This is a genomic window from Blastopirellula sp. J2-11 (assembly GCF_024584705.1).
In the GTDB taxonomy this organism is placed as follows: domain Bacteria; phylum Planctomycetota; class Planctomycetia; order Pirellulales; family Pirellulaceae; genus Blastopirellula.
The window spans coordinates 4,692,640-4,710,210 of the sequence record NZ_CP097384.1; the positions used below are offsets into that span (position 1 = coordinate 4,692,640).

The window sequence follows — 17,571 nt, forward strand, 5'->3', positions numbered from 1 at the left end:
CTGCGGACTTCGCGATGCGACTACGGTCGGCTGGAATTGGCGGGACGAAGCGGACTATACGCGAGACGGAACTTTTTTTCGCCAGCGCCGCTGGCGAAGCGAACCGTCGCCGTTCGTTTGGCGCCTTCACCGCTGAGCGCGATGATCTTGCCAAGTCCATACTCGTCGTGGGTGACGACCATCCCCTGTACGAAGGAGTTCGGTTCGACGCGCGGCTGCGCGTCTCCTTCCCGCTCGCCCAACAGATCGGCGGCCGTTCGTATATTTGTAACCGCCGACGGCAGCGCCGGTCTTGGCAGATCGAGTGACCTTTGGCCCGATATGGGAAATTCGGGAAAAAAGCTCTCCTCCAGGGGAAAATCAGGGGCGAAGGCGGTTTGTTCTTCCGTTACCTCCATCTCGTCTCGCGGCAATTCCATCAAAAACGGGCTCGGAATCGTCATATTGCGTTTCCCGCGGAAGTCACGATAGCGGGCCATACTGAGGTCGAGCTCTTCTTCGGCCCGCGTGATGCCGACAAACAGCAAACGCCGCTCTTCTTCCAATTGCTCTGGGTTCTCGCGCGAACGCTCGTGCGGCAGCAAGCCTTGCTCAAGGGCGACGATATGCACGACCGGAAACTCCAGCCCTTTCGCGGCATGCAACGTCATCAGCGTCACGCGATCCATTTCGGCGTCAAAATCGTCGGTCTCGTTGACCAACGTTTTCTCTTCCAGGTAATGCTCCAACGTTCCATCGTGCGGATGTTCGATATCGTACTCGCGCGCCGAAGAGAGAAGTTCTTCGATGTTTTCCAAGCGAGTTTGATCTTCGACGTCGTCCGTCGCTTCGTATTGCCGTTTGAACTCCGACTCGGAAAGGACAAACCCCAGAATCTCTTCGACAGGATCGTTGATTTTGGTCGACAATCGATCGAAGAGTGCGACAAATTTAGCGAGCGCCACAGCCGCGCGGTTTCCGAGCCCGTCGATCATCCCGGCTTCGCGAGCCGCTTCGAGCATGGAAAGTCCTTCAGCCGCCGCGTGGATGCGAAGCTTGAGCAAGGTCGCTTTGCCGATAGCCCGCTTCGGCACGTTGACGATCCGTTCAAACGCGACGTCGTCGCGCGGATTGTTCATCAGCAATGCGTAGGCGAGCAGATCCTTGATCTCTTTGCGATGATAAAACTCGACCCCGCTGACGATCATGTACGGCACTCCCTGCTGCCGCATCGCATCTTCAAAGGTGCGCGACAGCGCATTGATGCGATAGAAGATCGCGTAGTCACGCGGGCGACGCTTCCCTTGAGCGACTTGGGCCGAAATCCGCGCGGCGATCGCCTGGGCTTCTTCTTTATGAGTCGAGTACTGAATCATCCGGACCGCTTTGCCGGCGGGATTATCGGTAAACAGCGACTTCTTTTTCCGCTGCTTGTTGTTGGCGATCAACGCATCGGCGACCGACAAGATGTTGGGAGTGCTGCGATAGTTCTGTTCGAGCCGGACCACTTTCACGGTCGGAAAGTCGCTTTCAAACTCCAAGATGTTCTTCAGGTTCGCGCCGCGCCAGCCATAGATGGATTGGTCGGGATCGCCGGTCACGCCGAGATTCGGATATTGAATCGACATGGCCCGCACGATCGCGTATTGCGGCAAGTTGGTGTCTTGGTACTCGTCGACCAGGATGTAGCGAAAGCGCTCGTCCAAAGAAGCGCGCAGTTCTTCGTTCTCTTTCAGCAGCAGCGTGACATGCATCAGCAAGTCGTCAAAGTCGACGGCGTTCGCCTGTTGCAGCGCGGCCTGATACTTGGGATAGACTCGTTCGACAATCGATCCGGTCGCGTTGACTCCGCCCACATATCGACTCGCTTCGATAAGATGGTTCTTGGCCCAACTGATCGCCGCAGCCACTTGCTCTGGAGTTGCGTGCGTCAGTTGCACATCGGTCTCGCGAATGGTTCGCTTTAAGAGGGAGAGCGAGTCGCTCGTGTCGTAGATCGTGTAGTTCGGCTGCAGCCCCCGGTATTCTGCGTATTGCCGCAGCAGGCGCGCGCAGAAGCGATGAAAGGTTCCGATCCAAACGTTTTCACCCGGCGCCAAGCGATTCAAACGCAAGCGCATTTCGTCGGCCGCTTTGTTGGTGAACGTGAGTGCGGCGATCTGCGAAGGTCGCACGCCTTGCGATAACAAATGGGCGATTCGATGCGTAATTACCCGCGTCTTTCCGCTGCCGGGCCCCGCCAACACCAGCAGCGGTCCATCGACATGCAGCACCGCTTCGCGCTGCGGTTCGGTCAAAGATTGGTGGGGGTCTGCGGTCATCCGTTACGTGCTGTCTTGGGGTGCGAGGAAAACGAGAAGTGCTAGCATAACGAGTGTTCTTCTCGTAAATATTTTGTAAAGTCCTGTCCAAAAGTGGCGCGACGAGTATATTAACTCAAGTTCGAAGAGCGAGTCGCCGCAGTCGCCGCTTTTCAAACGACCCACTGGCGGTTCCAGGGAAGAACCGCAACCATTCTCCACTCTATTGCCTGGGAGGGAACCCATGACGCGAATTCCTCTGAATGCTGCTGCTCAAGAATCGGAAAGCTTGATGTCCAAGCTCGAAATGAGCACCGCGGAAATCGGCCTCACGGTTCGCACAACCAATTGTCTCGAAGAACGTGGAATTTTCACGGTTCGAGACCTCCTCAACTGCACGCGTGCAGACCTCCTCAGCATTTCAAACTTCGGTGAGAAAACGCTGGATGAAGTCTACTCGTCGCTGGAAAGCATTGGCTTTTTCCGGAAGGCCCGTCAAGCGGTCGCACAGCCGCTGGCTGTGTAGTCGCCGAGCACGCGTGAGGAGCAAAACTTCCATTCAGGGAAGTCGTTCAATGCCCGCGGTCGACCGTTCTCGACTGCGGGCTTTTTGCTGCTTGGTCCCTATTTCTGGGCGACTGGACCAACGCGAAAACATTTCAGCATCCCCCGCCCTGCGTCCGACGTATCCCGCGCGACCAGCAGACCTGCGGAGAGCGCCGGTATCGCACGCGGCACATCGGTGAAACCCGAAAAACTGCCGAGTTGCTCGTACCGCTTCACATTCGGCTTGAGCAAATAAACGTTGCCGTCGTTGGCGACCGCGATCAACTTGCCATCGGCCGACAACAGATGCGCCGTGCCAAAGTTTTCCTGCAACCAATGGACCTTGCCGGTCTGCGCGTCAATACATGTGAGCGACGCCGTGCCGACATCTTCGCGCCCGTTGATCCCATAAATCGCGCCATCGATCTCGATCGGCGTGTTGTACTGACTCGAAAGCGAACTGTCGTTGGCCCACACAATCGGAGCGTTGCGCTGTCCCAGTTTGGCCAGCTTGGCGCCGACGCCATAACTGGAGGTGACAAATAAGTCGTCGTCCCAGACGATCGGCGTCGCACCGTTGACGGTCGGACCACGCATACCAAAGGGAAACTGGAATCCGACGCGTCCTGTTTCTGGATCAATCGAACAAACGTCCAACCGCGTCACGAAGATCGCCCACGTTTTGTCGCCGATCTTCGCCGAGGTCGGCGCGGCGTAACTAGCGCCAAAGTCGGTCGCTTTCCATTTTTCGCGGCCTGACTTCAAATCGAACGCAACAATCCCAGCGCCGTTGCGACCGCCAACATTAACCAAGACATTTCCGTCGATCACGATCGGCGTACTGCCGAAACCGAAATACCCCTCTTGCGCGCCGTAGGTAGAAGCCAGCTCGACATTCCAGCGGCGTTTGCCAGTCGCGAAGTCGACGCAGTACAAATCGCCGGCAGCCCCCAGCAAAATGATCACGTCGTCCACAATCAGCGGCGTACAACGAGGCCCGCTGTCACGCACGATCGAGCCTTGGTAGGTCGCGTCAAAGCTGGTGCTCCACTTTTTCTCGCCGGTCTGCAGATCGAGCGCTTCGACCACTTCCAGCTTGGCGATCCGATGAAACAGAATGACCTGATCCCGTGCGATTACGGGCCCAGCATACCCGGCGCCAACCGATTTCTTCCAAACCAGCGGCGGACCGGCGGTTGGCCATTTGTCGGCCAATTTTTCTCCGGTTGCGACGCCGTTGCGCGTCGGACCAAGAATTTGCGGCCATTCTCCAGCTTGGCTGGAAGCGGCGATTAGGGGGATCGTGACGAAAAATAAAGCGTTTCGTAGCAAGATCATCGGCGCGGCGTCCTGTGGCGGAAGTGTCAGTCGGACTATATTTTAGCGTACCGGAACGACTCCACCCAGCATTCGCGTTGCTGCTAATCTTCGAGGATCGACTCGCGCATGGCCCGTTGGCCCCGACTTTGGGAGAAAAAACGAGGAAAACGTCGCACAGGCTCGCCGATCTTCGGAAGCGTGGGAGAGGCGATGTTTTTTGCGGCGCTGCTGTTTCTGGGGTCCATCGGCCTGGTAGCAGTCGTTGCGTCGATTGCGTTCGAATCGGTCGTCGCGACCTATCTGTTTCCCGAAGCGACCTACACGGCCGGAAAATGCGTCGTGATGGAGACCGATCTCGGCGAGAAAACGCTCGACGGCGGCGATACGCGCTATCAGCCCATGATTCTGGTCCACGTCCACTCTGGCGCCCGAGATTTTGTGGGCTGGACCTACCGCCGTAATCCCACCTGGTACACTGACCGTGACTCGGCGCAAAAAATAGTGGACGGCTTTCGCCCCGGTTGGGTCTATCCCTGTTGGTACGCGTCGTATGATCCGTCGACGGTCATCTTGCGGCGATCGACGAACTTTACCCTGTGGATCATCTTGCTGGTCTTCGCCTCGTTCGCGACGATCGGCACGATCGGCATGTTCTACACGTTGTTGCTGTTCGGCGCTTCGGCCGAACGACGATCCGCGCTGGCGAAAAGCGCCCAAAAGATCGAATTGATCGGCGATCTTTTGCCCCCGTCCGCCTATCCCAATATTCCGAGCGCCGAAAACTTGACCAACAGCCCCGGCGTTCGCTTGGCCTATCGCCTGCCGATTGAGGTCTCGCCGGCGTGGTGGTTGTTTGCGACGCTGTTGTTCAGCCTGGTCTGGTCCGGCATGACGGCGGTGTTCGCGTTGGGAGCGATCGCCGATCTAGAACGGGGCGAGCCCAACTGGCTGCTGATGGCGCTGACCCTGGCCGCAGTCGCGGTCGGCATCTGGTCAGGCTATCATTTTTTACGACAGATCTCGCTCCATACGCGCGTCGGCCCCACCTACATCGAGATTTCCAATCATCCGCTGCTGCCGGGACGCGACTACAAACTGCATCTGTCGCAAGCAGGCCGCATGCATGTGAAAAAGCTGCGCGTCACGCTCATCTGCGAGGAAGAGGCGACATTTCTGCATGGAACCGACGTCCGCACCGAAATCGCGAAAGTCTATGACGCCGAAGTCGCCAACTTCCGCGGCCTGGTGATTCGTCCGGGAACGCCGTTTGAGGAACTGTTGCACTTTCAAATTCCGCTCTCGGCGATGCACTCGTTCAAGTCGAGCCATAACGCGGTGCACTGGAAATTGATTGTGGATCTCGAGGCCAAAGGCGCCGGCAGTCAACGGCGCAGCTTTCCGATCGTCGTCTATCCGGCGGTACCATCGAACGCATGACCGACGAACCGCACATCTCGATCTCGCTCGATCGGCCGACGCGCCAATACGCGGCCGACGACGAACTGCTTGCGCGGTTTGAAATCAGCAACCTCCCGGCCGTCAACATTCAAGCGATCGAAGCGTCGGTCTTATGGCATACCGAAGGAACCGGCGAAGAAGATATGTCAGCGCACGAATTTGTGCGACTTCTTCCCGGCGACGAAATGGACGGCGACCTGACCCGTTCGCAATCGTTGAAAACTCGCCTGCCGCGCAGTCCTTTGTCGTACGCCGGCAAAATCGTCAAAATCCATTGGGTCGTTCGGGTCCGCGTCTTTGTCGGCCGAGGACGCGACCTGGTCGAAGAGTTAGAGTTTGAACTAACCCCGGCAGGCGGCGGCACGACGCTGGGCGCCGGCGAAGCGATGGGGGGCGCTCGTGGTTAGTACGAACCCATTCGCCAGTCGGCAGGTTCGCCCCGGAGCGATTCCGTTTCAATTTTCCGCCCCCGATTCGCCCAACCTGATTATCGAGCGTCTGCGTGAGTCGCACTGGCGCGGAACGATCGTCGGCCCTCATGGTTCGGGCAAGTCGACGCTGCTAGAGACCCTTTCTCCACTCTGGCTTGAGCAAGGTCTTACCGAAGTTCGCGTGACGCTCCATGCTGGCGCTCCCAACTCCGGCGAACTCCGTCTGCCGCGGAAAGAGGAGATTTTGGTGGTCGACGGACTTGAGCAGCTCTCGTGGCTGGCTCGGCGATGGTTGTTGTGGCGATGCGCCGCCGCCAACAGCCGGTTGTTGGCGACCTGCCACGCGTCGCTCGGTTTGCCGGTCGTCTTCACCACCGAACCCTCGCCCGCACTAGCGGAACAACTTGCCGAGATCTTACAGCGGAAAACGGACAAGTTGGTCACCGCCGCCGACGCGCGAATGATGTGCGAAAGCAACCAGGCCGATCTACGAGAGACGTTGTTTCAGTTGTATCACTTGTATGAGTCACGCCGAAAATCGCGACCAGCGGATGATCCGGAAGCGAAAATTACCCGCTGATTTTCCGCGATCGCTAAAGTTTCTGTAGGCGCCAGAAGGTCGCCAGACGGCGACGATTCTCTCTGCCGCGCGACCGCACTGACAACCGGCAGATTCTTCTGAATTTCGGCTGTAATTGCTGTTCTCGCTTAGGTTTCTGATCTACCTTTCCTTGGATCATCTTTTCGGATGATCGGAGCGGCAGGGAACTGCCCCAAGCAAACGCGACGGATCCGCGATCAGATTTGAGTGAGAGAGAAAAGGCATTCCCATGTCGCGTTGTCCCCTACTGGCCCTGATTTTGCTAACGACATTCAGCAGCGCCGCCCAGGCCGACTGCTGGCTTACGGATTGGCTATGTGGCAAAAAGGAAACGCCGCAGCCGGTCGTCGCTGGCTACCTGCCGGCAGGACCTCCGCAGCCATACCAGGTGAACTACGTTCAGCCGGCGGCGCCGATCTCCTGTGCGCCGGTCTATCAAAACCAGACCTCGGTTCGCTACATTCCCGAGACGCAATACCAAACGACCTACAAGCCGGTTCCGGTGACCGTTTACCAACCGACCACCGTCTACCTGCCAGGCAGCAACGTGCCGACCTTGGCCTACAACGGCTGCACGACCTATCGCTGGGAAACCGAACGAGTTCCGTACACGACTTACAAACCGGTAATTCAAAACGTCCAAACGCAGGTCAACAGCTGTGCGACGGTCGGCTACATGCAAGCGGCTCCGGCTATGCAGGGGGCTCCGGCTGTCATGGGATCGTGCAATAACTGCAACGGCGCCACGGGCCCCTCACCGTACGCCGCGCAAGGGCAGCCGATGCAGTCGTATCCCGCTGGGCAAGGACAATGGGTTCCGGCCCAAGGGGGCGGAGCCAGCTCGATGGTCAATCCTCCTTCGACCTATCCGCAAGGTGCGGCTCAGCCGATGCCCAGCTCGCAATACAACGTCGCTCCTTATCAACAAGGGGGTTCGCCCCAGCAAGGGCAACCCTACCCAGGATCTTCGCCAGCCGACCAACCGCCGGCGCTCAATCCGAACGAAGTGACCCCGCCTAACTACAACAACCGCAGCACGCTGCGTGTCACGCCGGAAGCGAATTCGGTCCTTCGCCCGACGCCGGGCGCGACGATCATCAAGCCTTCGCCGCAACCGACCACGACGCCGTCGATCGGATCTGGAGCAGCTCCAATGACGACGCCGGGTACGACCTCGCCCAGCACGCCGCCTCCCAGCAACACGCAATCCTTGGCAGCGCCGTTTACGCCGTACGCTCCGTCATCGTCGCAGACGACTCAAACTCCTTCTACGGTTCCGAGCGGCATCGCGCGACCGCAACTCAATCCATTGATCAAACCGATTCCGGATCCTGACTACTACCCAACCCGCACAACGCCGCAAGATCAGGCCCCGGCGCTGCTGAACCCGCACGACAAATCGGCCTTATTGCCGACGGCCAAAATCGTGCCGATCGCCTGGGACGAAGTCGCCACGCCGACGACGCGCGAAGTGAGCTACGAGACGCCGACCGTTTCGATCCCCGCCAAAAAGAACAGCTGGCATCAAATCGGCCGCTAGTGATCGCGGTAAGCAAAGCCATCCCAAGCCTGACGCGAGTCAGGCTTTTTTTGTGCGCACATGACTTCGAACACCCCCCAAAAATTGTCTCTTGACGAAGCGCACGGAATTGGGGTCGACTGCAAAATCGTAGTGTGGACCGGCGGCGGTTGCCGACCTGCAAGCCCTTATGCGGGGCCCTTGGTCCGCACAGCGGACCCTACATCTACTAAAAATCCATAGGGTGGGTGAAGCAAAAACCGCGAACGATTCGACTATCACGAATCGACAGGATCGGTTTGCGCAACCCACCGAAATTGTCGATCAATTGGAGCGCATCGGTGGGTTGCGCAAGCGGCGATGTCGTTCGAAATTGGTGGGCGAAAATCGCTTGCTCCACCCACCCTACCTCGGATATCTACTCGCAAAATGCGCGGCGAAGCGGTAGAGCAAGAGACGCGTTCGCAAGAGTAAAAGTTGCCCGTGAAAATTGGATCACGATCACTTGCCGAGACCATTCACGATCAGGATTGTTTCAGTCCAGTCCAAGGTTCCAGTCCGGTCCAAGGTTCCAGTCCAGTCCAAGGTTCCAGTCCAGTCCAAGGTTCCAGTCCAGTCCAAGGTTCCAGTCCAGTCCAAGGTTCCAGTCCAGTCCAAGGTTCCAGTCCAGTCCAAGGTTCCAGTCCAGTCCAAGGTTCCAGTCCAGTCCAAGGTTCCAGTCCAGTCCAAGGTTCCAGTCCAGTCCAAGGTTTCAGTCCGGTCCAAGGTTTCAGTCCGGTCCAAGGTTTCAGTCCAGTCCAAGGTTCCGGTCCGGGGTGTTGATCATCGCCCATTCCGTCAGCTAGGCTGATTTGCTTCGCTGTCATGCTGCAGGAACAAAGAGATGACCAACGAACAAATCGCCAGCCGTTTTGAGACGCTCGCCGACCTTTTGGAATTCGACGGGGCCAACTCGTTTCGTGTGCGCGCCTATCGTAATGCGGCTCGTACGATCCAAGATCTGGGCGATCCCTTAGCGACGATGATCGAGCAAGGCCACGATCTCACCGAATTGGACGGCATCGGCGACGACTTGGCGAAGAAGATCGTCGTGATGGTCGAAACCGGCAAGCTGCCCCAGTTGGACGATTTGCTGAAAAAAGTGCCGGCCACAGTCCTGGCGATCTTGCGCATCCCCGGATTAGGCCCTAAAAAGGCGGCGGTCTTACACAAAGAACTGGGGATCAACGATCTCGAACAACTGCAGGTCGCCTGTCAGGAGCATCGCGTCAAAGAGCTCAAAGGTTTTGGCGCCAAAACCGAAGAGACGATCCTGAAAGGGATCAAAATCGCCGCAGCGGCCGACGAGCGAACCTATTGGTCCAAGGCCGATCATGTCGTGCACGATCTGCTGGAACATCTGAAGGCGTGCGCAAGCATCGAGCGCATCGAACCGGCCGGCAGCTATCGCCGCGGCAAAGAAACGATCGGCGATATCGATATTCTGACCGTCTCGACCGACGCCCAGGAAGTGATGGATCGTTTCGCCCAGTTTCCGCTGGTCGAGGAGACGATTGCGCGCGGCGAAACGAAGATGTCGGTCCGCTTGGAAACCGGCCTACAGGTCGATCTGCGCGTCGTACCTGCCGAATCATTTGGCGCGGCGCTGCAATACTTTACCGGTTCCAAAGAGCACAACGTCCATGTGCGCAGCATCGCCAAGCAAAAGGGGATGAAGGTCAGCGAATGGGGCGTGTTTCGGGTGGCGGATGATGGCGCAGAAACCTATCTGGTCGGCGCCGAAGAAGCCGACGTTTACGCCGCGCTCGACCTTCCCTGCTTTCCGCCGGAGATCCGCGAAAATCGAGAAGAGTTCCGCTGGGCCGCGTCAGACAAGCTGCCGGATCTCATCGTCGAAAGTGATTTGCAGGGAGACCTGCATATGCACACGCAAGCCAGCGACGGCGCCAACACGCTGGCGGAAATGGTCGCGGCGGCGCGCGAAAAGGGACTGAAGTTTATTGCGATTACCGATCACTCGCAGCGCGTTTCGATGGCCAACGGGCTCAATAGCGAACGTTTGCTGGAACAATGGGAAATGATCGACGAATTTCGGAAATCGATCGACGATGACTTTCTCGTCCTCAAAGGAATCGAGTGCGATATCCTCGAGCAAGGCGGCATGGATCTGCCCGACGAAGTGTTAGCCCAGGCCGACTGGGTGATCGGCAGCGTTCACTACGGTCAAAATCAATCGAAACGACAGATCACCGACCGGATTATCGGAGCGTTGGAGAACCCGCACGTCTGCATGATCGCTCATCCGACCGGGCGCCTAATCAACAATCGTCCGCCGTACGAGGTCGATTTGGAAGAAGTCTATCAGGCGGCGATCGCAAACAAGAAATTTTTAGAATTGAACGCCGCGCCCAAGCGTCTCGATTTGAATGACGTCTACTGCGCCGCCGCCAAGCAGCGCGGCATTCCGATCGTGATCAATACCGACGCCCATCGGACCGAAGGTCTGGCCCAAGCCCGCTATGGCATCTTACAAGCGCGGCGCGCCGGATTGACCAAAGCGGATGTCGCCAACACGCGTAGTTGGGCCGAGATGCAGAAGATGCTCGGCCGTTAGGGTTGCATCTACATCGACTAGGCGAGCGCTTTTCGTAGAATCTCGACAAACTTCGGGCACTCTTCGCGCGGATCGGCGTTTTCTTCGTATTCCAAAACGACAAAGCCGCGATAGTTGGCGTCACGCAAAATCTTGGCGATCTGGGCAAAGTCAGTCGGAACCTTTTTGCCGTCTGGTCCCGAGACGACCACCTTCACTTGCACGTTCAATGCGTAAGGAGCGACTTTGGCGAGATCGCCATAGATGTCTTCCCCATGAAAATTGCCGGTGTCCAAATTAACGCCAAACCAGGGACTGTCGACCGCTTTCACCAGTTTCAACAGCCCGACGGCAGTCGCCGTCGGACCACCATGATTTTCGAGCGCGAGAAAGACCCCCTGCTTGCCGGCGTAGTCGCAAACTTCCTGCATCCCTTCCACCATCAACCGATGCGACTCGTCAGGCGAAACGCCTTTCTTCGCATGGCCGGCGAAGATGCGAATCACCGGGGCCGAGAGAATTGCGGCGTTGTCGATCCACCTTTTGACGTCCGCAATTTGCTTGTCCCGCTGCGCGCCGGCCGGATGTCCAAAGTCGTTTCCGACCGCCGTGCCGCTGATGCTTAGGCCAAGCAGAAACGCCTGGCGTTTCAGTTCACGAAGTTGTTCTGGCGAAACGTTTGGCGGAAAGTAGTACGAGGTCAACTCGGTTCCATCGAGTTGCATCTTGGCGCAGTCGTCAATAAAGTCGGCCATCGTCAGCTGGGGCTTGTCTCCTTGCAGCAGTTTTCGATAGCTATAGGCGGCGAGACTCAATTTAAACATCGGCGCAGTCCGCTGGGCGATCGGCTCGGCGGCCGCGGCCTGTTGCGGCGCACTCCATGCGGCGGCGGCCATTGCCCCCGAAGCGGCGATCCATTGGCGACGATTGAGGGCGAAGTCGTTCACAGTGCGGTTCTCCTACCGGCAAATGGATGGGGCGAGACGTCGAAGGGACGTTAGGCGTGGGCGGGAATTTTTTCGCTGCTCGCCGTAGCGTTTTCGTCTTCAGCGGTCGCGTCCCCAGGGGGACGGACAGCCAGCGGAGTGAAAAACGCCAGGTTCATGACCAGCATCAACAGCGCGAGCAGCCAATTGCCGCTTGCTAAAGCGTACAAAATCCAAATCGGGATGGATATGGCGATCATCAGCGGACGGAGCGGACGGACCCAAATCGCGACGGGATAAGCCAGCTCAAACAGCACGATCGCATGCGTCCAGGCATAAACGACCAGCGGACTGCTGCGGAGAAATTTGAAATCAACCAGCGGCGAATCGGGGCGCGCCAGAACGTTCCACATTGCAGCGCCGTTCCACCAAATGTAGCTCGCTCCCAATTTGCTGAGGGCCATCATCACAAAAAACATCGAGAGATGAACCTGAATCAGGCGAATCGCGATATTTGCCGCGTACGTCTTGCCGATCGTCGGTTTGCCCAATCGCCGGCGCCAGACGCTATCGATCGAGTAATGAGCGCCGCATGGCCCCAAGCACAAGTAAAGCAGGAGCGGACAGAGAATCGGTTCGATCAATCCGGTCAATACGATCGGGGATCGCTGGGCGTACGACAACACGAGGAGGAACGATGCAACCGCCGTGAACCGGGAAAAGAGCCCACAGGCAAACGCCAACAGCGTTGCGATCGTAACCGCGTGCAAGATCCACAGATCGGTCGGATCTTGAAAATAGTAAAGGAGCGACCAATAGGAAGCGCCGCTTTCGGGATCGGTGATCCCGCTAATTTCGTAAACGCGAGAGACCGGCAACACGCCGTCGGCGGCAAACCAGAACGTCAAATCAGTCGTATAGCCGAGCACATACAACAGCGCGACGCAGGCAATGCCGATTCGCAACATGCTTAACGATTTGGCCTCCGCAGCGCGGAACCAAAACTGGGTCCATGACTGGGTGACGCAGCGAGAGAGGTCGGCGAAGTATTCTTGGATGGCGACGATCACGATTGGCTCTCCACGGCAGGCGCGACATGTTCCAGCGACGAACGTTTCAACACTTGCACTTGGCCATCGCGATCAAGCCAAACGTCGGCCTCGTAGACCGTCTCGAAATAGCTGGCGGCGTCGGGATCTTCAGCCGCTCCGGCAGCAAGTTCCATCGGTTGAAACATGTGCCTGCGAAGGCGAAAGACGCCGCGAGTTGCGCCGGTCTCTTGAAAGGTATGTGCAGCGAGCGATTTGGCGAACTGAGCCGGCGGAGCGTCTTCGCCGATGCGAACTTGCAATGCGATGTAAATGGCCAGCAGTCGCAACCGCTGTTGGGCTTGCGACCCATCGGCGAACTGATCATTAATCGTGACCGTTTCGCCGGCCCCTTCCCCTTCGGTCAACTCGATCATCAGCAGATGATCGTCGCTGAAAGGTTCACCGCTATGAATGTAATAGGGAGATCCCGTCACGCTGATCGCGAGTGATTCGCCCATGACCGCCTGATAAAGTCCCCCCAGACGCTTGTGCAGTCCCGACATGTATTCGTTGCCGAGCGGGCAACTCAGTAAGACCCACAGTCCGAAGAGATAGGCAATCAACGCAAGCGAGAGGATCGATCTCGCGTTGCTTGACAGCGGCTGCGGGTCGGGTGTCGTCGGTTGGCGTAGGGTCATATTCGTTAATCTAGGTAGACAGGCCAAGATGCATTGCCTTCTAGTCTAATCAATTCACCGCCGTGTTAAATTAGGTAAGCGCATAAAAAAATCGGACTCCCAAGTAGGGAGCCCGATCTTTGTCTGCATCAGTAGGGTTATGCGACGTCGGCAGTCACAGGGCAACCAAATTGCTGCATACCCCCATGTCGACTAGCGACGGAAGCTGACGGTGTGGACGCGAACCGGCATGCGAATGCTGGCTTCGGCCGGGGGAGCCGGAGCTTCGTCGCTCGGGCTAACTTCGGGAGGAGCCGGGGCTTCTTCCGGAGCGGCACAGGTCGGTTCCGGAGCGCAGCAGGTCGGTTCCGGGGCACAAGCCGGTTCCGGCGCACAGCAGGTCGGTTCCGGAGCACAACAGGTCGGCTCAGCCGAGCAGCTGCACTTGCACTTGTGACCGAACAGACCGCAGCAGCGATCGCGTTTCGCAAACAAACCGTGACACTTCTCACGGCACTTGTGACCGAACAGGCCACAGCAGCTCTTCACGCCACAGCAAGCCGGAGCTTCACTGCAACCATTGCAACCCCAGGCGGCGGTCGCCTCACGCTCACCACCGACCAAGGAAATTCCGACGATCGCGAAGAAGATCGCGATGCCAAGTCCAAAAATGCGATTCATGTCAGAATCCTCCAAGAAACTCTACTGTATTTGAAGTGCTAGGGGGGAACCTTCACACAACAACTCAAGAGCCGTACGTCGTGTCCTCTGCGAGGACATGGATAACGACCGCGGCCTCAACCCGACTGCTTATTCAGCAAACATCCTGTGATAAAGTTTGCCGAATACGCAGGTCGCATGCACTACGCAGCATAGGCCGTTAAATTATCAACTCCATAAGCGAAGTCAACCAGCCAAGCCGGAATTTAGTAAAATTAAGGTACTCACGTAAGATCATGAAGATCTTCCGATTAGGACCCTTGTAATCACTGCACGCGCATAAAAAAAGCCCTCGTTTCCGAGGGCTTGTGCCTGTGAGCACCCTAAATTGACGATTGGAGAGGCAAATTATCGCTTCCCCCCCTTCGTTACTAGCGCATAAAGTACGGACTGCCGGAGCCTTCGCCCGGCTGAGCAGTGTGACTGGCCGGCATGACTTCGGAAGCGCTGTTTCCACCGCGGCGTTGAATTTCTCGCTCGGCCAACTTTTGGGCCTGGAACATTTCCTGCGGGTTCTCAAACGGTAGCACGAGCGGCGGTTCGCCGGCAAACAACTCGGTCGCCATTCCGGCGACGCGCCAGCCGCCTGCTTCGCGGCGCATGATCCACACGATTTCGTAGGAGACGGCTTTGCCTTGCGGATCGACGTCAAACCAATGACTCTCGACGTGAGCGCCCCGTTTTTCTGAGGTGATGTAGATTGTTTCGCCCACTTCGAACTTGGCGCCGACAGCGCCGACCGGATCGATCGCAAGATGATGCTTGCGCGTTTCTTCGCGCGCCTTTTGAGTCAACATCTTCGACGTCAACTCTTTGTTGCCGTCGCGCAGCGCCGCGAGAAAGGATTCGACCGCCGTTTTCGGATCGACCGAAGCGATCGCCAGCGGGTCTTGAACCGGGCTCACTTCGACGTTTTCCCCGCTGTTTTCCGCGGTAGAATCCGGATTTTGGTGATTGCAGCCAACCAGCAATAAAGATGCTGTTAGCAAGAGGGCGCATCGTTGATAGAGCATGAACCGTTTCCTTCCTTGGAAATACGCATCGCCGCACGAAGGTGCGCTTCGTAGCCGCAAATCTTGCAAAGCCAGCGATGCGAGTCAATGTCAATCGCCAAGCAAGCGCGGCGCTAGCCTGCGCCAAGTCCCCGATCGAACGCGTCTTGTTCGCGTTGATAAACTGCTAGCGTCGAGTCAAAGGTTTGACTCGACACCCGCCAGACCGGCGCTTGATCGGTATAAGCGTTCGCATGGGCGACCATCAATCGATACAGAAACTTGAACAGGTGCCGCGGCACGCGCAGCGAGCGGAGCGCCTCGAGCAAGCGCTGATCCGAGACCGAACTGTCGATCAGATCACGCAGAGTCGGCGCCGGAGTTTTGTCAGTCACAGCGGCCAGACGCGCGTTCGCCACGTCCTGCAGCGCCTCGCTCGACCACTGAAGCGACGGAATCATATTTTGTTTGTCGAGCCGGGCCCGCTGGTAAAATTCTTTCGTTTCGCGATCGACAAACTGCGTCAATTCGATCGGCAGCAGCAATTTAAAACCAATCCCCGGCTGCTTCAAAAATTTGTTATCCAGCATCGGCCAGAGCAATAATCTCATCAGTTCTGGCGAACCATTGATCAGATGCGGCTCGTCGACCCGATCGACGATCACCACAATTCCGGTGCATCCCAGCGAACGCAACACGCCGAAAAACTTATCCAACATTTCATATCGATCGTCGGTACGATCATGCGTTGGCAGTGGTTGCGACGATAATTCGGGCAAGGTGAAATTCATCAGCAGCCGGCTGAGCGAGAAAACCTCGCGATTGCCGGTTCGAACATGTTTGACGATTCCCCAGGCCTTCCAAGTCGCTCGAAACGCCTTCCAGAGCCACGGAGACCAACCGGCGACAAACATCAGTAGAAAAATCCACCACGGCGGTTGCGAAACCGCAGATCCTTGCGAAAGCATCAAAAACATCAACGCCAGCGTCACGATGGTCATCCCGGCGCCGACGGCGAATTGCCACCAGGCCTTCGGATTCCAGAACCGCAACTTGCTGCGGAGGTGCTGCCAGCGTTCTTTAAACGTTTCGGCCGTCGATTGGTCGTAGCAAGCGGCCAACAGCAACAGATCGCGGGCCTGACTGCGATCTAGTTTGCTCGCTTCGGCCGGATCAATCTTGCATGCCGACGGCTTCGCGTTGCGCGTTTGCAACACTTGATCAATCAGTTGCGTGACGCCGATCGACAGGATCGAGTCCATGTGATCCCACAGTTTCCACTGCTTCAGCGCTTTTTCAGGATAGCGATTGCGGCCGAACATTCGATCGCGGAAGCGATCCAGGTACGGATTGAAGTCATCGTATTCAATGATATAGACGCGCGAATCGGCATGGTCGGCGTTGTGCTTGGCGACATGCTCGACAATCTGCAGTCGCATTGCGGTCTTGCCGGCGCCTTTTTCACCAAAGACGATCGATGTCGACGGATCGCGGGGATCGCCGTACACCTTTTGCCAAGCTGGATGATAGGTGCTGTCGATACAGCGGCTCTTAAACACCGTGTCGGTTTGCGCGTCTTCGACGGCAAACGGGTTCGAGTGGATGCCGTGATGCTCGAGAAACTGTTCAACCTTCATCGATTCGCCTCGCCGATTTCTGGGCGATCGAAACCAACGTTTCAATCGCTTCCGTCGTCAAATTGCTTACAATCTGCCCGGTCCGCTTGAATTGACCAAGCTAATATAGCTCTCCGCTAAGCAAAAGGAGGGCCACGGAGATTCACCGCGTGAATTCTTCTTCATCCGTCAGCGCATAAAAAAACGGACGATTTCTCGTCCGTTCAGTTTACGGCGGCTTATCCGCGAAGATTTACTTCACTTCCAGGCTGTCGACCATCGCTTTGAACGCTTTTTCATTGTGACCGACCGTCGTTTTTGGACCGGTGAACTTAATGAAATACTGCCCTGCTTTTTCGGTCTTGATGATCGCGCCTAACATGCGGTAGTCCTTTTTGATCTCGGCCTGGGCGAATGGGCCGCGTTGATCGCGGAAGTCGCCCGAGATGTCGACCAGATAGACCGTTTGGCCGGCGACTTTTTCTTCTTTCATCGGCTGTTTCACGGCTCCGGCAAACTGGCCAACCCAACGATCGACGTTCGCTTCAATGCTTCCGCCGGCGCCCATGATGGTGACGCGACCTGCATCGATACCTTCGGCAGCGGCCGGCGCTTCAAATTCAAAATCAATGATCCGCACCTTTGGCGCTACTTTTTTCCAGGTCTCGGGGGCGACCAGCGACATCTTGCCGTCCGATAGTTCCAGCTTCTCCGGTTCTGCAGCAAACGAAGCGCTGCCAAACGCGATCGCCGCCACAAAGGCGGCCAGAAATTGATTTCGTCGCACGGGTAACCTCTCGTAGGATCTGGGGGAGTGAGAACTTTGCAGGCTGTAATTCTCGCCGCCGAAGCGTCGAGCCGT

The 17,571-nt window shown here is 57.2% G+C and carries 15 protein-coding genes; 6 read left to right on the forward strand and 9 right to left on the reverse strand.

Features of this window, described 5'->3' with window-relative positions; translation table 11 throughout:
* Positions 1–20: 20 nt before the first annotated feature.
* Positions 21–2,300: an ATP-dependent helicase gene (locus M4951_RS18510; RefSeq protein WP_262023118.1), complete on the reverse strand. Its 2,280-nt coding sequence runs from the start codon at positions 2,298–2,300 to the stop codon at positions 21–23.
* Between the two features lie 223 nt (positions 2,301–2,523).
* On the opposite strand from M4951_RS18510, the gene M4951_RS18515 reads away from it, so the two are divergent.
* Complete coding sequence (locus M4951_RS18515) at positions 2,524–2,805, forward strand: DNA-directed RNA polymerase subunit alpha C-terminal domain-containing protein (protein ID WP_002654754.1); 282 nt, start codon at positions 2,524–2,526, stop codon at positions 2,803–2,805.
* A gap of 98 nt (positions 2,806–2,903) precedes the next feature.
* On the opposite strand, the gene M4951_RS18520 is transcribed toward M4951_RS18515, so the two are convergent.
* On the reverse strand, positions 2,904–4,163 hold the full coding sequence (locus M4951_RS18520) for a PQQ-binding-like beta-propeller repeat protein (RefSeq protein WP_262023119.1): 1,260 nt from the start codon (positions 4,161–4,163) through the stop codon (positions 2,904–2,906).
* 108 nt (positions 4,164–4,271) lie between these two features.
* Between M4951_RS18520 and M4951_RS18525 the strand changes: the two genes are divergently transcribed.
* From M4951_RS18525 to polX, 5 genes are all read left to right on the forward strand, one after another.
* Positions 4,272–5,582, forward strand: a complete 1,311-nt coding sequence (locus M4951_RS18525; protein WP_262023120.1) for a hypothetical protein — start codon at positions 4,272–4,274, stop codon at positions 5,580–5,582.
* Positions 5,579–6,010: a hypothetical protein gene (locus M4951_RS18530; protein ID WP_262023121.1), complete on the forward strand. Its 432-nt coding sequence runs from the start codon at positions 5,579–5,581 to the stop codon at positions 6,008–6,010. Before M4951_RS18525 ends, M4951_RS18530 begins: the two co-directional genes overlap by 4 nt.
* Positions 6,003–6,614 (forward strand): hypothetical protein, encoded by a 612-nt coding sequence (locus M4951_RS18535; protein ID WP_262023122.1) that lies wholly within the window; start codon positions 6,003–6,005, stop codon positions 6,612–6,614. Before M4951_RS18530 ends, M4951_RS18535 begins: the two co-directional genes overlap by 8 nt.
* A 250-nt stretch (positions 6,615–6,864) precedes the next feature.
* Positions 6,865–8,175, forward strand: a complete 1,311-nt coding sequence (locus M4951_RS18540; protein WP_262023123.1) for a hypothetical protein — start codon at positions 6,865–6,867, stop codon at positions 8,173–8,175.
* Between the two features lie 862 nt (positions 8,176–9,037).
* Positions 9,038–10,768 carry a DNA polymerase/3'-5' exonuclease PolX gene (gene polX, locus M4951_RS18545; RefSeq protein WP_262023124.1) on the forward strand — a complete coding sequence of 577 codons (1,731 nt, stop codon included), beginning with the start codon at positions 9,038–9,040 and terminating at the stop codon, positions 10,766–10,768.
* 17 nt (positions 10,769–10,785) lie between these two features.
* Here polX and M4951_RS18550 read toward each other — a convergent pair whose 3' ends face one another.
* The 7 genes from M4951_RS18550 to M4951_RS18580 all read right to left on the reverse strand — a co-directional run bounded on the left by M4951_RS18550 (position 10,786) and on the right by M4951_RS18580 (position 17,496).
* Entirely contained in the window at positions 10,786–11,694 is a 909-nt protein-coding gene (locus M4951_RS18550) for a sugar phosphate isomerase/epimerase family protein (protein ID WP_262023125.1), read from the reverse strand.
* A gap of 50 nt (positions 11,695–11,744) precedes the next feature.
* Positions 11,745–12,743: a hypothetical protein gene (locus M4951_RS18555; protein ID WP_262023126.1), complete on the reverse strand. Its 999-nt coding sequence runs from the start codon at positions 12,741–12,743 to the stop codon at positions 11,745–11,747.
* Positions 12,740–13,402, reverse strand: a complete 663-nt coding sequence (locus M4951_RS18560) for a hypothetical protein (RefSeq protein WP_262023127.1) — start codon at positions 13,400–13,402, stop codon at positions 12,740–12,742. The genes M4951_RS18555 and M4951_RS18560 overlap by 4 nt, the downstream gene beginning before the upstream one ends.
* Positions 13,403–13,594: 192 nt before the next feature.
* Complete coding sequence (locus M4951_RS18565; protein WP_262023128.1) at positions 13,595–14,062, reverse strand: hypothetical protein; 468 nt, start codon at positions 14,060–14,062, stop codon at positions 13,595–13,597.
* Between the two features lie 410 nt (positions 14,063–14,472).
* Positions 14,473–15,114 (reverse strand): hypothetical protein, encoded by a 642-nt coding sequence (locus tag M4951_RS18570; protein ID WP_262023129.1) that lies wholly within the window; start codon positions 15,112–15,114, stop codon positions 14,473–14,475.
* A gap of 113 nt (positions 15,115–15,227) precedes the next feature.
* Complete coding sequence (locus tag M4951_RS18575) at positions 15,228–16,730, reverse strand: hypothetical protein (protein ID WP_262023130.1); 1,503 nt, start codon at positions 16,728–16,730, stop codon at positions 15,228–15,230.
* Between the two features lie 232 nt (positions 16,731–16,962).
* Entirely contained in the window at positions 16,963–17,496 is a 534-nt protein-coding gene (locus tag M4951_RS18580; protein ID WP_262023131.1) for a hypothetical protein, read from the reverse strand.
* Between the last annotated feature and the right edge of the window lie 75 nt (positions 17,497–17,571).

Coding starts and splice junctions, on each gene's coding strand:
- M4951_RS18530 (WP_262023121.1), top strand. CDS start 5,579: ATGACCGACGAACCGCACATCTCGATCTCGCTCGATCGGCCGACGCGC.
- M4951_RS18520 (WP_262023119.1), bottom strand. CDS start 4,163: ATGATCTTGCTACGAAACGCTTTATTTTTCGTCACGATCCCCCTAATC.
- polX (WP_262023124.1), top strand. CDS start 9,038: ATGACCAACGAACAAATCGCCAGCCGTTTTGAGACGCTCGCCGACCTT.
- M4951_RS18525 (WP_262023120.1), top strand. CDS start 4,272: ATGGCCCGTTGGCCCCGACTTTGGGAGAAAAAACGAGGAAAACGTCGC.
- M4951_RS18560 (WP_262023127.1), bottom strand. CDS start 13,402: ATGACCCTACGCCAACCGACGACACCCGACCCGCAGCCGCTGTCAAGC.
- M4951_RS18510 (WP_262023118.1), bottom strand. CDS start 2,300: ATGACCGCAGACCCCCACCAATCTTTGACCGAACCGCAGCGCGAAGCG.
- M4951_RS18565 (WP_262023128.1), bottom strand. CDS start 14,062: ATGAATCGCATTTTTGGACTTGGCATCGCGATCTTCTTCGCGATCGTC.
- M4951_RS18575 (WP_262023130.1), bottom strand. CDS start 16,730: ATGAAGGTTGAACAGTTTCTCGAGCATCACGGCATCCACTCGAACCCG.
- M4951_RS18540 (WP_262023123.1), top strand. CDS start 6,865: ATGTCGCGTTGTCCCCTACTGGCCCTGATTTTGCTAACGACATTCAGC.
- M4951_RS18570 (WP_262023129.1), bottom strand. CDS start 15,114: ATGCTCTATCAACGATGCGCCCTCTTGCTAACAGCATCTTTATTGCTG.
- M4951_RS18515 (WP_002654754.1), top strand. CDS start 2,524: ATGACGCGAATTCCTCTGAATGCTGCTGCTCAAGAATCGGAAAGCTTG.